Here is a 14,370-nt window from a genome sequence, read left to right on the forward strand (position 1 = left end):
AGGCAGAACGGCGATGGCACGGAACATCCAGTCGCTCGAACGGGCGGCCGCGATGCTGCGGCTGCTCGCGGGCGGCGAGCGACGGCTCGGGCTGTCGGACATCGCCTCGTCACTGGGTCTCGCCAAGGGCACCGCCCACGGCATCCTGCGCACCCTCCAGCAGGAGGGGTTCGTCGAGCAGGACGACGCCTCGGGGCGCTATCAGCTGGGCGCCGAGCTGCTCCGGCTGGGCACCACCTACCTGGACATCCACGAGCTGCGGGCGCGGGCCCTGGTGTGGACGGACGACCTGGCCCGCTCCAGCGGGGAGAGCGTCTACCTGGGCGTGCTGCACCAGCAGGGCGTGCTGATCGTGCACCACGTCTTCCGGCCCGACGACAGCCGGCAGGTGCTGGAGATCGGCGCCATGCAGCCGCTGCACTCCACGGCGCTGGGCAAGGTGCTGTCGGCGTACGACCCGGTGGCGCACAGCGAGGCCCTGGAGGCCGACCGCAAACCCTTCACCGACCGCACCACCTGCGACCTGGACGCCTTCGAACACATCCTTGACATCACGCGGGCGCGCGGGTACGCGGCCGACGTGGAGGAGACCTGGGAGGGCGTGGCCTCGGTCGCGGCCCCGATCCACGACCGCCGCCGCATGCCGGTGGGCGCGGTGGGCATCACGGGCGCGGTGGAGCGGCTCTGCAAGGACGGGGAGGTGCGGCCCGACCTGATCGCGGCGGTGCGGGACTGCGCCCGTGCGGTGTCGCGGGACCTGGGCGCGGGCCGGTTCTGACCGCGCGCCACTGATCGACGGCCGAGGCCGGTTCGCGTGTCGGCGGACCGGCCTCAGTCGTACCCTGATATGGACATAACAGGGCAAAAGTGCAGATCAGTGCAGTTACCGCAGGACACCCGGCGGACGACCCGTCTCACCGACAAGCCACAGCAATCAATAACGATCGCGCTTTCGATAACAGAACTCTTGACGCACATGTAACGCCGGAGCGAGACTCCCGTCCATCGGTCGGCATTGTCGAACACCTACCGGCAATACGCGCTAGAGTGTGACAACGCCAAAGGCCGACATCGCTCTCACCCCTGAGGGCGCCAACACCCCGAAGGGACTCGGGGTTCGGCTTCCCTGGACGAAGGACAAAGGAGTCGCGGGTGTCCAGCTCCGACATCTTCATCGGCGAGACCATCGGTACCGCCGTTCTCATCCTGCTCGGCGGTGGCGTCTGCGCCGCCGTCACGCTCAAGGCCTCCAAGGCCCGTAACGCCGGCTGGCTCGCCATCGCCTTCGGTTGGGGCTTCGCCGTCATGACGGCCGTCTACATCTCCGGACCCCTGTCCGGTGCCCACCTCAACCCGGCCGTAACCGTCGCTCTCGCCATCAAGAACAGCGACTGGAGCAACGTCCCGGTCTACTTCGCCGGACAGCTGCTCGGCGCGATGATCGGCGCGGCCCTGGTGTGGGTCGCCTACTACGGCCAGTTCCACGCCCACCTGACCGACAAGGAGATCGTCGGCGGTCCGGGCGCGCAGGCCACCGAGGCCAAGGCCGTCGAGGCCCAGGAGACGGGCGCCGGCCCGGTGCTCGGCATCTTCTCCACCGGCCCGGAGATCCGCAACGCGGTGCAGAACCTCGCCACGGAGATCATCGGCACCGTCGTGCTGATCCTCGCCGTCCTCACCCAGGGCCTCAACGACAAGGGCAACGGACTCGGCGTGCTGGGCGGCCTGATCACCGCGCTCGTGGTCGTCTCGATCGGTCTCTCGCTCGGCGGCCCGACGGGCTACGCCATCAACCCGGCCCGTGACCTCGGCCCGCGCATCGTGCACGCGCTCCTCCCCCTGCCCAACAAGGGTGGTTCCGACTGGAGCTACGCCTGGATCCCGGTGGTCGGCCCGCTGATCGGCGGAGCCATAGCCGCGGGCCTCTACAACGTCGCCTTCGCCTAGAGCGTCAGGCCCCGCCGAAGAAGCAGACGTAGACAGACGTACCGCCACACACCACGGATCTTTGAGGAGCACACAGTGACCGACGCCCACACCGCAGGACCCTTCATCGCCGCGATCGACCAGGGCACGACCTCCAGCCGCTGCATCGTCTTCGACCGGGACGGCCGGATCGTCTCGGTCGACCAGAAGGAGCACGAGCAGATCTTCCCGAAGCCGGGCTGGGTCGAGCACAACGCCAACGAGATCTGGACCAACGTCCAGGAAGTCGTCGCCGGGGCCATCCAGAAGGCCGGCATCACCCGCGACGACATCAAGGCCATCGGCATCACCAACCAGCGCGAGACCACCGTGCTGTGGGACAAGAACACCGGTGAGCCCGTCCACAACGCCATCGTCTGGCAGGACACCCGCACCGACGCCCTCTGCCGCGAGCTCGGCCGCAACGTCGGTCAGGACCGCTTCCGCCGCGAGACCGGCCTGCCGCTGGCCTCCTACTTCGCCGGCCCCAAGGCCCGCTGGCTGCTCGACCACGTCGACGGCCTCAAGGAGCGCGCCGAGGCGGGCGACATCCTCTTCGGCACCATGGACACCTGGGTCATCTGGAACCTGACCGGCGGTGTCAACGGCGGCAAGCACGTCACCGACGTGACCAACGCCTCCCGCACCCTTCTCATGAACCTGCACACCACGCAGTGGGACGAGAAGATCGCCGAGTCCATCGGCGTGCCGCTGCGGATCCTCCCCGAGATCCGCTCCTCCGCCGAGGTCTACGGCGAGGTCACCGGCGGACCGCTCGGCGAGCTGCTCGGCGGCATCCCGGTCGCCTCCGCGCTCGGCGACCAGCAGGCGGCCCTGTTCGGCCAGACCTGCTTCTCCGAGGGCGAGACCAAGTCGACCTACGGCACCGGCACCTTCATGGTGATGAACACCGGCGACAAGATCATCAACTCCTACGCGGGCCTGCTGACCACGGTCGGCTACAAGATCGGCGACCAGCCGACCGTGTACGCGCTGGAGGGTTCGATCGCCGTCACCGGCTCGCTGGTGCAGTGGATGCGCGACCAGATGGGCCTGATCTCCACCGCGGCCGAGATCGAGACCCTCGCGCTCTCGGTCGAGGACAACGGCGGCGCCTACTTCGTGCCGGCCTTCTCCGGACTCTTCGCCCCGCACTGGCGCTCCGACGCCCGCGGTGTCATCGCCGGCCTGACCCGGTACGTCACCAAGGCGCACCTGGCCCGCGCGGTCCTGGAGGCCACCGCCTGGCAGACCCGCGAGATCGCGGACGCCATGGTGAAGGACTCCGGCGACGAACTGGTGGCCCTCAAGGTCGACGGCGGCATGACCGCCAACAACCTGCTGATGCAGACCCTCGCCGACGTCCTCGACGCACCCGTGGTGCGCCCGATGGTCGCCGAGACCACCTGCCTCGGCGCCGCCTACGCCGCCGGCCTCGCCGTCGGCTTCTGGTCCAGCACCGACGAGCTGCGCGCGAACTGGCGCCGGGCCGCGGAGTGGACCCCCCGCATGGACGCGGAGACCCGCGACCGTGAGTACAAGAACTGGCTCAAGGCCGTCGACCGGACCATGGGCTGGATCGACGACGAGAGCTGACGAGGGCGCGCACGCTCTCACGATCGAGCTCTGACGAGGAGTAAGAACCCCACATGACCAGTCAGTCCACCCTGCAGTCCGTGCCTGCCCTCGGTACCCACCCGGCCTCCGGCTCCAACCCGAGCCGGGCCGAGACCAGGGAGCAGCTCTCCAAGGCGTCGTACGACCTTCTCGTGATCGGCGGCGGCATCCTGGGCATCTCCACCGCCTGGCACGCCGCGCAGTCCGGGCTCAGGGTGGCACTGGTCGACGCCGGCGACTTCGCCGGCGCCACCTCCTCCGCCTCGTCCAAGCTCCTCCACGGCGGTCTGCGCTACCTTCAGACCGGCGCGGTGAAGCTGGTGGCGGAGAACCACTTCGAGCGCCGTGCGGTCTCCCGCCAGGTGGCCCCCCACCTGGCGAACCCGCTCACGTTCTACCTCCCCGTGTACAGGGGCGGGCCGCACGGCGCGGCGAAGCTCGGGGCGGGCGTGTTCGCCTACTCCGCGCTCTCCGCGTTCGGTGACGGCGTCGGTCACCTGCTCTCGCCCGCCCGGGCGCAGCGGGACGTCCCGGAGCTGCGTACCGAGAACCTCAAGGCCGTCGCGGTGTACGGCGACGACCAGATGAACGACGCGCGCATGGCGCTGATGACGGTCCGCGCGGCCGTCGAGGCGGGCGCGGTCGTCCTCAACCACGCCCAGGTCACCGGGCTGCGCTTCACCAGGGGCCGGGTGACCGGCGCCGACCTGAAGGACGCGGTCTCCGGCGAGGAGTTCGGCGTCAACGCCCGCCTGGTGCTCAACGCGACCGGCCCCTGGGTCGACCACCTGCGCCGGATGGAGGACCCGAACGCGGCCCCGTCCATCCGCCTCTCCAAGGGCGCGCACCTGGTGCTGAAGCGGACCTCCCCCTGGAAGGCCGCGCTGGCCACCCCGATCGACAAGTACCGGATCACCTTCGCCCTCCCCTGGGAGGACATGCTGCTGCTCGGCACCACCGACGAGGAGTACGAGGGCGACCCGGCGGACGTCTCCGTCACCGATCAGGACATAGCCCAGATCCTGGACGAGGCCGCGTTCTCCGTCCGGGACCAGCAACTCAGGCGCGACCTGATCACCTACGCCTTCGCCGGCCTGCGGGTGCTGCCGGGCGGCCCCGGTGACACCGCCAAGGCCAAGCGGGAGACCGTGGTCACCGAGGGCAGGGGCGGCATGCTGTCCGTCGCGGGCGGCAAGTGGACCACCTTCCGGCACATCGGCCGTACGGTCATGGAGAAGCTGGAGGCGCTGCCGGGCCACCCGCTGGGCGACGACTTCGAGCCGATCTCCGCGCTGCCGAAGAAGCTGCCGCTGCCCGGCGTCGCCAACCCCCGTGCCGTCGCCCACCGACTGCTGGTGGACAACCCGGCCCCGGGCCCGCGGATGGCCGCCGACACCGCCAAGCACCTGGCCACCCACTACGGCTCGCTGGCCTTCGACATCGCCCGTATCGCCAACGAGGACCCGCGGCTCGCCGAGCGCGTCCACCCGGACGCCCCGGAGATCTGGGCGCAGGTCGTCTGGGCCCGCGACCACGAGTGGGCCGAGACCGCGGACGACGTGCTGCGCCGCCGTACCACCCTGACGATCCGCGGCCTGGCCACGGACGACGTCCGGGCCAAGGTCCAGGACCTGCTCGACAGGAAGTAGCCCGCCGGGCTCGCCGAAGGACCACGCGATACGGGCGGTGTGCCGGGTCCTCCCCGACCACCCGGCACCCGCTGAGGCCCCGGCCCCGCCGTACCGGGGACGGGTCTGCGAAGGGGGCGGCTCCCCTCCCCTGGGGAGCCGCCCCCCACGCGTGCCGCGGACGCCTGGCCGGGCCGCATAATGTGACTGAGACATCGGATGTCTGAGTGACAGGGAGACCGGTATGGCAGTCACCGATGAGGCGATCGAGAAGATCAAGGACATGATCGTCTCCGGTGCGCTGCGCCCCGGGGACCGGCTGCCCAAGGAGAGCGAGCTCGCCGCCGAACTGGGCCTGTCCCGCAACTCGCTGCGGGAGGCGGTACGGGCCCTGTCGCTGATCCGGATCCTGGACGTCCGGCAGGGCGACGGCACGTATGTCACCAGCCTGGACCCGCAGTTGCTGCTGGAGGCGATGAGCTTCGTCGTCGACTTCCACCGTGACGACACGGTCCTGGAGTTCCTCGCGGTGCGCCGGATCCTGGAGCCGGCCGCGACCGCGATGGCCGCCTCCCGGATCAGCGAACAGCAACTGGACGCGCTGGACGCCCAGCTGGACGCGCTCGGCGCCGCGCCCTCGGTGGAGGAACTGGTCGCCTGTGACCTGGAGTTCCACCGGGGCATCGTGCAGAGCTCGGGAAACTCGGTGCTGTGCTCCCTGCTTGACGGGCTGTCGGGGCCGACCACCCGGGCCCGGATCTGGCGCGGCCTGACCCAGGAGGACGCGGTCGCCCGGACCCTGCGGGAGCACCGGGCGATCCTGGCCGCGCTGCGCGACCGGGACGCGGAGGCGGCCCGGTCCTGGGCGACCGTGCACATCGCGAGCGTGGAGCAGTGGCTGCGCAGCAGTCTGTGAGGCGCTTCGGCTTCCCTGGATCAAGGGTGTTCGAGGGCGGCGAACGGGGCAGTGATCCGTTCACTCCCCCGTGCAAGGGGGCTGCGGTCGCCCCCGCCTCACGCCGTAAGGTTGGGGCGTACGCGAGGGCACGTCGGAAGGAGGCGCTGGGTGATCGAGCTGGAGGGGGTTCCCGAGCTGATCGACCCAGTCATGGTGGCCGCGTTCGAAGGGTGGAACGATGCCGGCGACGCCGCCTCCACCGCGGTCGCGCATCTGGAGCGGGAGTGGAAGGGCGAGGTGTTCGCGGCGCTCGACGCCGAGGACTACTACGACTTCCAGGTGAACCGCCCCACGGTGTGGATGGACGGCGGTGTGCGCAAGATCACCTGGCCGACGACACGGCTGTCGGTGGTCCGGGTCGGCGGCGACAAGCCGCGCGACCTGGTGCTGGTCAGAGGCATCGAGCCGTCCATGCGCTGGCGCTCGTTCTGCAACGAACTGCTCGGCTTCGCCCACGAGCTGGGCGTCGAGCTGGTGGTCGTGCTGGGCGCGCTGCTCGGCGACACCCCGCACACGCGTCCGGTGCCGGTCAGCGGCGTCACCTCGGACTCGGACCTGGCGCAGCGGATGGACCTGGAGGAGACCAAGTACGAGGGCCCGACGGGCATCGTCGGCGTCCTCCAGGAGGCGTGCACGCACGCGGGCGTCCCGGCGGTCTCGCTCTGGGCCGCGGTCCCGCACTACGTCTCCCAGCCGCCCAACCCGAAGGCCACGCTGGCGCTGCTGAACCGGCTGGAGGACCTGCTCGACCTGCGGATCCCGCTCGGCGAGCTGCCCGAGGACGCGCGTGCCTGGCAGGTCGGGGTGGACCAGCTGGCCGCGGAGGACAGCGAGGTCGCCGAGTACGTGCAGACGCTGGAGGAGGCCCGGGACACCGCCGAGCTGCCGGAGGCGTCGGGTGAGGCGATCGCCCGTGAGTTCGAGCGCTACCTGCGGCGCCGGGACGTGAGCCCGCCCGGCGGTCACGCCACGGCGGACGGCGGCGACACCCCGTCGTACCTGCGGGACAACCCCGGCGGCCGGACCCGGCCGCCGAGGCCGCCGAAGCCCGACACGCCCGGGAGCGCCGAGAACTCCGGGGGGACCGGCGACGCCGGGGACCAGGGGTCGGACGGCGAGGACACCTCCGAGGACTGAACAGGGGCGGTATGCGCGGTGCGTACCGCCCCTTCGTCGTGCCGTGCCTCAGACGTCGACCGCCGTGACGGTCGGCGGTGCGCGTCGCGTGCCGGCCTTGTGCCGGTGGAAGGGCTGATCGCGCCCACGCGGCGCAGCCGCACGTCGACACGGCCCCGCGCCCCTCGGGGCGCGGGGGTGCCGGCGTCGGCCTTACAGGGCCACGCCCAGCAGGGCGTCCACCGCTCGCGACACGACCCCGGGCGCGCCCGTGTCCGTGCCGCCCTGTTCCTCCTGCACGGCCGCCCAGCGGTCCACCGCCGCCAGTGCCGCCGGGGCGTCCAGGTCGTTGCTCAGGGCCTCGCGGATCTCCTCCACCAGGGAGTCGGCGGGCGGGCCGTCCGGGCGGGAGACCGCCGTGCGCCAGCGGGTGAGGCGTTCCTCGGCGTCCCGCAGGACCTGGTCGGTCCACTCCCAGTCGGCGCGGTAGTGGTGGGCGAGGAGGGCGAGGCGGATGGCGGCCGGGTCGACGCCGTCCCGGCGGAGCTGGGAGACGAAGACCAGGTTGCCCCTGGACTTGGACATCTTCTCGCCGTCGAGGGCGACCATGCCGGCGTGGACGTACGCCTTGGCCATCGGGAACTCGCCGGTGAGCACCTGGGCGTGCGAGGCGCCCATCTCGTGGTGCGGGAAGGCCAGGTCGGAGCCGCCGCCCTGGACGTCGAAGGTCATGCCGAGGTGGTCGAGGGCGATCGCCACGCACTCGATGTGCCAGCCGGGGCGGCCGCGGCCGAGGGAGCCGCCGTCCCAGCTCGGTTCGCCCTCGCGGGCGGCCATCCACAGGATCGGGTCGAGGGGGTTCTTCTTGCCGGGGCGGTCGGGGTCGCCGCCGCGTTCGGCCGAGAGCAGCCGCATGGCGGCCGCGTCGAGGTTCGAGACCTTGCCGAAGTTCGGGTCGGCCTCGACGGAGAAGTAGATGTCGCCTTCGAGTTCGTAGGCCGCGCCGAGTTCGCGCAGCCGCTCGACCAGCGGCACGATGCCGGGTATGGCCTCGACCGCGCCTATGTAGTGCCGCGGCGGCAGCATCCGGAGAGCGGTCATGTCCTCGCGGAAGAGGGCCGTCTCCTTCTCGGCGAGGGCGACCCAGTCGACGCCGTCCCGCTCCGCGCGCTCCAGGAGCGGGTCGTCGACGTCCGTCACGTTCTGGACGTAGTGCACCTGCCGCTTGGTGTCGAGCCACACGCGCTGAACCAGGTCGAACGCGTTGTAGGTCGCCGCGTGCCCCATGTGGGTCGCGTCGTACGGCGTGATGCCGCAGACGTAGATACGGGCGACGGGACCGGGGTCGAGGGTGACGGGACCGCCGGTCGCGGTGTCGTGGATCCTCAGGTCGCGGCCCTGACCAGGCAGGGCGGGGACCTCGGAAGCGGGCCAGGCATGCATGTACATGAGCGTAACCGGACCCGAGTTCGGTATACGAACCGGACGACCGGGAAGGCGCTCTTGATCTCGGGGCCGGAGTGTGCTGGTGAGGGCTATACGGGCGGCCAGGGGATGGCCGGCCACTCGCCGCTCGGTTCCGGGTGCTTCCCGGTGGTGAGCAACGTCTCGACACGCGCGCGTGTGGCGTCCAGTTCGGCCGCGGTGATCAGCTCGGCCAGCCGGGTCCCCAGCGGCCCGCCGAGGGCCTCGCGCAGCTTCCTGAGGACTTCGACGGCGTCGCCGGTCAGGTCCTCCCCCGCCCAGCCCCACAGCAGGGTGCGCAGCTTGTTGTCGACGTTGAAGGTGACGCCGTGGTCGATGCCGTACAGGCGGCCGTCGGCGGTGGGCAGCAGGTGGCCGCCCTTGCGGTCGGCGTTGTTGACGACGGCGTCGAGGACGGCGAGCCGGCGCAGCCGTTCGTCGTCGGCGTGCACCAGCAGGGCCGTCCTGCCGTCGCCGACGTCGGCGAACCCGATGGCCTTCCAGCCGGGCTCCGGTTCCTCCGCGTCGACCAGGGCGAGCAGGTCGGCGGCGTCGGGGGACACGTCGATCCACAGCTGGACCATGCCCTCGCCGTACGGGCCGTCGCGCAGCACGGTGGGCGGGACCAGGTCCCAGCCGGTGGCCGCGGCGACCTCGTAGGCGGCCACCTCGCGCTGCGCGAGGGTGCCGTCGGGGAAGTCCCACAGCGGGCGCTCCCCGGCGACCGGCTTGTAGACACAGGACGCCTCCTGGCCGTCGTGCGCGACCGTGCAGAACAGCGCCGCGTTGGAGGCGTCGCGGATGCGGCCGCGCACCTTCAGCTCACCGTGGGCGAGCAGTTCGGCGGCGGTCACGCTCCGCGGCGGTATCCGTTCTGGCGCGGACATACGTGTCCTTCCGGGTCGAGCGGGAGGCTGCACAGCGGGCACGGCGGCCGCCCGGCGTTGACGACGTCGAGGGCGCGCTTGGCGAAGGCCCTGGCCTGCGCGCCGGTCAGCCGGACCCGCAGCATCGGGGGCCCGTTCTCCTCGTCCTGGAGGAGCCGCTCCTCGGCCTCGGCGAGGTCCTCCTCGGAGTCGGCCTCCAGTTCCACCAGGGCCTGCGCCTCGACGATCATGCGCTCTTCCTCGCCGTCCCAGGCGAGCGCCATGGTGCCGACGCGGAACTCCTCCTCGATGGGGGTGTCCAGCGGGGCGGTGTCGGCGACCTCGTTGGGTACCACGGCCGGCACGGCCGCGTTGCCGCCGCTGCGGCGCACGACCTCGTCGAGGAGTTCGTCCATGCGTTCGGCGAGTGCGGCGACCTGGGTCTTCTCCAGGGCCACGCTGGTCGTCCGGGGGCCGGCCGTGGCCTGGAGGAAGAACGTACGGCGTCCGGGCATTCCGACCGTGCCTGCGACGAAGCGGTCCGGCGGATCGTAGAGGAACACCTGACGGGACACGTCCTGTCTCCATGGGAATCGAGAGTGCGTGGGTTTCGGGGGGGGCGACGACACGGCCGGGGGCCGCTTACGTGGACCGCTTCACCCTACTGCGGCTGACGATCACGGCGCGCCGGCGCCGCCACCGACCGGGGCGTCTTCCCCGGGAGGCTCCTCGCGGGGGGCAAGGGAGGCGAAATCCCCGGTGTCCCCGAGACGAACGAGAAACGGCCTGAGGCGGGTGTAACGGATCGCTGTGATGGAACACGGTTCGACGGAGATCCGCTGGAAGAGGTCGAGATGCAGGCCGAGCGCGTCCGCGACAAGGGATTTGATGATGTCACCGTGCGAACACATGAGATAGACGGCGTCCGAACCGTGGTCGCGCGCCACGCGCGCGTTCCACTCGCGTACCGCCTCGGCGGCACGGGTCTGCATGGCCCGCATGGACTCGCCGCCGGGGAACGCGGCCGCCGAGGGATGGGCCTGGACGACCTCCATCAGCGGTTCGTCGTTGAGTTCGGCGAGCTTGCGGCCGGACCAGTCGCCGTAGTGGGCCTCCCCGATCCGCTCGTCGGTGTGGGCGGTGAGTTCGGGGCGGGCGTCGAGCAGGGGGCGGACCGTCTCCTGACAGCGCTGCAGCGGGCTGGTGACGATCTCGGAGATCGGCAGCCCGGCGAGCCGGCCGGGCAGCGCGGCGGCCTGGGCGGCTCCCCGCTCGTCGAGGGCGACGCCCGGCGTCCAGCCGGCCAGCACACCCGAGGTGTTGGCCGTGGAGCGTCCGTGCCTTACGAGGATCAGCGTGGGCATGCGGCCCAGGGTAGGCGCACGCCGAAGTGCGCAGGTGGGCGGGCGACAGGAGAATACGCTCCGTGATCGTCGATTGCGCCATCTACCGGGACGGGGGACGGACCGAGACACCGCAGGACTTCTCCGACGCCCTCGCGGAGGCACGCGCGCGTGGCGACAGCTTTCTGTGGATCGGCCTGTACGAGCCGACGGAGCGCGAGTTCGACCTGGTCACCGACGAGTTCGGGCTGCATCCGCTGGCCGTCGAGGACGCACTGAGCGCCCACCAGCGGCCCAAGCTGGAGGTGTACGACGACTCGCTGTTCGTCGTCCTGAAGCCGGTCACCTACGAGCCGAAGAGCGACACGGTGACCTCCGGCGAGCTGATGATCTTCATCGGGGACTCCTTCGTGGTGACCGTGCGCCACGGGACGCCGTCGCCGCTCGGCGACATCCGGCGGCATCTGGAGGAGCAGCACGAGATGCTCAGGCACGGGCCGACGGGGGTGCTGTACTCGATCTCCGACGCGATCGTGGACCACTACCTGGAGGTCGCGACCGAACTGCAGAACGACCTGGAGGAGCTGGAGACCGAGGTGTTCTCGCCCAGCGCCGGCGGCTCCCGGCACACCGCGTCGCGGATCTACACCTTCAAGCGGCAGATCCTGGAGTTCCGGCGGGCGACGGTGCCGCTGGCCGTGCCGATGACCAAGCTGGCCGGGGTGGGCTCGTACAGCAGCGGTATGCCCGTGCCCTTCGTGCAGGAGTCGGCCCGCCCGTTCTTCCGGGACGTCAACGACCATCTGATGCGGGTGAACGAGAGCGTGGAGGGCCTGGACCGGCTGGTGTCGGACGTCCTGAGCGCCCATCTCGCGCAGATGAGCGTGCGGCAGAACGACGACATGCGGAAGATCTCGGCGTGGGCGGCCATGGCCGCGGTCCCGACGATGATCGCGGGAATCTACGGCATGAACTTCGACCACATGCCCGAGCTGCACTGGATCTGGTCGTACCCGGCGGTGATCATGATCATGGCGTTCCTGGAGACGGTGCTGTACCGGCTCTTCAAGCGCCGCGGGTGGATGTGAGGGACGGTCACGGCCGCCGGGGACGTGCGCGGCCGCCGGGCTCAGGCGAACTCGGGGACGGCGGTCGCGGGGCCGCCCAGGGCGTCGCGGCGCTCCGGCATCCGCAGGCAGACCATGCGGCGCCAGCCGACGGCGCGTTCGTAGGCGTAGACGGCGTGGATGCCGGACGCCAGGAGCGCGGACTTGGCCTTCGGCCAGCCGAGGATGCGGCCCATGTGGGCCATGACGGCGAGGCTGACGTCCCGGTAGACGCGGATCTCGGCGAGGGCACACGTGCGGAGCGTGCGCTGGATGGCGTGGCCGTGCCCGGCGGCGGCCAGGCGCAGCAGTTCCTCGTGGCAGTAGGCGAGGTGGTTGTCCTCGTCGCCGGAGATCATGCGCACCGCGCGGCCCACGTCCGGGTGGTCGGCGAAGTGCCGGCGCAACAGCGCCATCTGCTCGGAGGCGCGCTGCTCGGTGACCCGGCTGTGGGCGAGGTAGGTGACGATGTCCGGCACGGTGAGCGGCCGGTCGGCCCGGAGCCGGTGGTGGGCGAGCCCGATGCCGTGCCGTTCCAGGATCATCGTGTAGTCCGTGTCGGCCGGCACCGCGACGGGCGTCAGCCCGCGCTTCCCGAGCAGGGCGTGGAAGATGCGCCCGTGCTTGTCCTCGTCGGCGCCGTGGCGGGTGATCTTGGCGGCCAGGTCGCGTTCGCTCTTCGGTACCAGCGCGGCGATCCGCCCGTTCTCCCAGCCGCCCTGGGACTCCCCGTCGGCCGCGATGGAGCAGAAGAGCCGGAAGGACTCGTCGTGGTCGAGGATCTCCTGGAACAGACTCCTGGCCGACAGCAACGTGGGCACCTCTCTGGAGGACTCACCAAACCCGCAAAAACGAGTCAAATGCCGCATCTAAGTCACTGCAACAGGGGGTGCGGGAACGCTCGGCCGAAAGGAGGAGCACCGAGGCCCCCGCGGGCGTAACCGCATGGGATCCCGGCGCGTTGTTCCGCGTGGCGGCCGTGGCGGGGAAGACCCCCCGAGCCCCCACCACGGCCGCGGACTTCTCCTCAGGCGCTCACGCGAGCCCGGCGCGCTCCAGGGCCTCGGCGCCGGCCCGCAGCGAGGCGAGCCGCTCGTCCAGGGCGAAGCCGGCGGGCGCGAGGGAGAGCGTGGTGACCCCGGCGGCCGCGTAGGCCTTCATCCGGTCGGCGATCCGGTCCACGGACCCGAGCAGCGTGGTCTGGTCGATCAGCTCCTGCGGTACGGCCGCGGCGGCCCCGTTCTTGTCCCCGGACAGGTACTTGTCCTGGATCTCGGCGGCCTCCTGCTCGTAGCCCATGCGCCGGGCGAGCTGGTTGTAGAAGTTCTGCTTGCGGCTGCCCATGCCGCCGACGTACAGCGCGGTGTAGGGCCGGAAGGTGTCGGCGAGGGTGGCCAGGTCCTTGTCGTCGCCGACGGCGAGCGGCAGCGTCGGGCAGATGTCGAACCCGTCGAGGGTCGCGCCCGCCTTCTCCCGCCCCGCGCGCAGGTACTTGACCGCCGTCTCCTCCAGGTGCTCGGCGGAGGGGAAGATCAGCAGCGCGCCGTCGGCGATCTCGCCGGTCTGCTCCAGGTTCTTCGGGCCGATGGCGGCGATGTAGACCGGGATGTGCTCGCGCTCCGGGTGCACGGTCAGCTTGATCGGCTTGCCGGGACCGCCGGGCAGCGGCAGCGTCCAGTGCTCGCCCTCGTACGACAGCCGTTCCCGGCTCATCGCCCTGCGCACGATCTCCACGTACTCGCGGGTGCGGGAGAGCGGCTTGTCGAACTTGACGCCGTACCAGCCCTCGGAGACCTGCGGCCCCGAGACGCCGAGGCCGAGCCGGAAACGGCCGCCGGAGAGGGAGTCGAGGGTCGCCGCGGTCATCGCGGTCATAGCCGGCTGCCGGGCCGGGATCTGGAAGATGGCCGAGCCGACGTCGATGCACTCGGTCTGGGCGGCGACCCAGCTCAGCACGGTGGCGGCGTCGGAGCCGTAGGCCTCGGCGGCCCAGCACACGGCGTACCCGAGCCGCTCGGCCTCCTGCGCCACGGCCAGATTGTCCCCGTCCATCCCGGCACCCCAGTAGCCGAGGTTGATCCCGAGCTGCATGGCCGTTCCCCTTACCGATCAGTAACGTCGCTGTCGCGAGAGACCTTAGCGCGGAGGCTTTCGGCACGGGGGGATCGGTTCGCGTCCGGCCGCGGGTGGCGGGGCCGGCCGGGCCCACCCGGCGGAGCCGCACATCGATACTGTCCCGCGCCCCTGGGCGGGTCGGCTCCGGCCTCCCGCAACGCTCCGCTGCCTTGTGAAATCGGTTGTCCACAG

At 71.1% G+C, this 14,370-nt stretch carries 13 protein-coding genes; 7 read left to right on the forward strand and 6 right to left on the reverse strand.

Translation table 11 applies throughout. The features are described from left to right. Window positions 1–13 precede the first annotated feature (13 nt). The 6 genes from AB0P24_RS01715 (at window position 14) to AB0P24_RS01740 (ending at window position 7,305) form a co-directional block, all read left to right on the forward strand. Window positions 14–778 carry an IclR family transcriptional regulator gene (locus AB0P24_RS01715; RefSeq protein WP_365789920.1) on the forward strand — a complete coding sequence of 255 codons (765 nt, stop codon included), beginning with the start codon at window positions 14–16 and terminating at the stop codon, window positions 776–778. A 374-nt stretch (window positions 779–1,152) separates the two neighbouring features. Next, window positions 1,153–1,947: an MIP/aquaporin family protein gene (locus tag AB0P24_RS01720; RefSeq protein WP_365789922.1), complete on the forward strand. Its 795-nt coding sequence runs from the start codon at window positions 1,153–1,155 to the stop codon at window positions 1,945–1,947. A gap of 75 nt (window positions 1,948–2,022) precedes the next feature. Next, entirely contained in the window at window positions 2,023–3,561 is a 1,539-nt protein-coding gene (gene glpK, locus AB0P24_RS01725; protein ID WP_365789924.1) for a glycerol kinase GlpK, read from the forward strand. A 53-nt stretch (window positions 3,562–3,614) separates the two neighbouring features. After that, window positions 3,615–5,231 (forward strand): glycerol-3-phosphate dehydrogenase/oxidase, encoded by a 1,617-nt coding sequence (locus AB0P24_RS01730; RefSeq protein ID WP_365789926.1) that lies wholly within the window; start codon window positions 3,615–3,617, stop codon window positions 5,229–5,231. 223 nt (window positions 5,232–5,454) lie between these two features. After that, window positions 5,455–6,126 (forward strand): FadR/GntR family transcriptional regulator, encoded by a 672-nt coding sequence (locus tag AB0P24_RS01735; RefSeq protein WP_365789928.1) that lies wholly within the window; start codon window positions 5,455–5,457, stop codon window positions 6,124–6,126. Between the two features lie 150 nt (window positions 6,127–6,276). Next, window positions 6,277–7,305: a PAC2 family protein gene (locus AB0P24_RS01740; RefSeq protein WP_365789931.1), complete on the forward strand. Its 1,029-nt coding sequence runs from the start codon at window positions 6,277–6,279 to the stop codon at window positions 7,303–7,305. Between the two features lie 192 nt (window positions 7,306–7,497). Here the strand turns inward: AB0P24_RS01740 and mshC are convergent, their stop codons facing one another. From mshC to AB0P24_RS01760, 4 genes are all read right to left on the reverse strand, one after another. Further along, complete coding sequence (gene mshC / locus AB0P24_RS01745; RefSeq protein ID WP_365789933.1) at window positions 7,498–8,727, reverse strand: cysteine--1-D-myo-inosityl 2-amino-2-deoxy-alpha-D-glucopyranoside ligase; 1,230 nt, start codon at window positions 8,725–8,727, stop codon at window positions 7,498–7,500. Window positions 8,728–8,819: 92 nt separating this feature from the next. Continuing rightward, entirely contained in the window at window positions 8,820–9,635 is an 816-nt protein-coding gene (locus AB0P24_RS01750) for an SCO1664 family protein (protein ID WP_365789935.1), read from the reverse strand. Then, window positions 9,599–10,189, reverse strand: coding sequence for a DUF3090 domain-containing protein (locus AB0P24_RS01755; RefSeq protein ID WP_365789937.1), 591 nt, complete (start codon window positions 10,187–10,189; stop codon window positions 9,599–9,601). Before AB0P24_RS01755 ends, AB0P24_RS01750 begins: the two co-directional genes overlap by 37 nt. Window positions 10,190–10,291: 102 nt before the next feature. Further along, window positions 10,292–10,978, reverse strand: coding sequence for a histidine phosphatase family protein (locus tag AB0P24_RS01760; RefSeq protein ID WP_365789939.1), 687 nt, complete (start codon window positions 10,976–10,978; stop codon window positions 10,292–10,294). A gap of 62 nt (window positions 10,979–11,040) precedes the next feature. On the opposite strand from AB0P24_RS01760, the gene corA reads away from it, so the two are divergent. Continuing rightward, entirely contained in the window at window positions 11,041–12,045 is a 1,005-nt protein-coding gene (gene corA / locus AB0P24_RS01765) for a magnesium/cobalt transporter CorA (protein ID WP_365789941.1), read from the forward strand. Between the two features lie 41 nt (window positions 12,046–12,086). Here the strand turns inward: corA and AB0P24_RS01770 are convergent, their stop codons facing one another. Beyond that, a complete protein-coding gene (locus AB0P24_RS01770; RefSeq protein ID WP_365789943.1) occupies window positions 12,087–12,875 on the reverse strand; it encodes a ferritin-like domain-containing protein in 789 nt (262 codons plus the stop codon). 223 nt (window positions 12,876–13,098) lie between these two features. After that, window positions 13,099–14,154: an LLM class F420-dependent oxidoreductase gene (locus AB0P24_RS01775; protein ID WP_365789945.1), complete on the reverse strand. Its 1,056-nt coding sequence runs from the start codon at window positions 14,152–14,154 to the stop codon at window positions 13,099–13,101. Window positions 14,155–14,370: the final 216 nt, after the last annotated feature.

The sequence above is a fragment of the Streptomyces sp. NPDC086519 genome, from assembly GCF_040686075.1.
GTDB classification, from domain to species: Bacteria; Actinomycetota; Actinomycetes; order Streptomycetales; family Streptomycetaceae; genus Streptomyces; species Streptomyces shenzhenensis.

Coding starts and splice junctions, on each gene's coding strand:
- AB0P24_RS01730 (WP_365789926.1), top strand. CDS start 3,615: ATGACCAGTCAGTCCACCCTGCAGTCCGTGCCTGCCCTCGGTACCCAC.
- AB0P24_RS01775 (WP_365789945.1), bottom strand. CDS start 14,154: ATGCAGCTCGGGATCAACCTCGGCTACTGGGGTGCCGGGATGGACGGG.
- AB0P24_RS01735 (WP_365789928.1), top strand. CDS start 5,455: ATGGCAGTCACCGATGAGGCGATCGAGAAGATCAAGGACATGATCGTC.
- mshC (WP_365789933.1), bottom strand. CDS start 8,727: ATGCATGCCTGGCCCGCTTCCGAGGTCCCCGCCCTGCCTGGTCAGGGC.
- AB0P24_RS01750 (WP_365789935.1), bottom strand. CDS start 9,635: ATGTCCGCGCCAGAACGGATACCGCCGCGGAGCGTGACCGCCGCCGAA.
- AB0P24_RS01760 (WP_365789939.1), bottom strand. CDS start 10,978: ATGCCCACGCTGATCCTCGTAAGGCACGGACGCTCCACGGCCAACACC.
- AB0P24_RS01715 (WP_365789920.1), top strand. CDS start 14: ATGGCACGGAACATCCAGTCGCTCGAACGGGCGGCCGCGATGCTGCGG.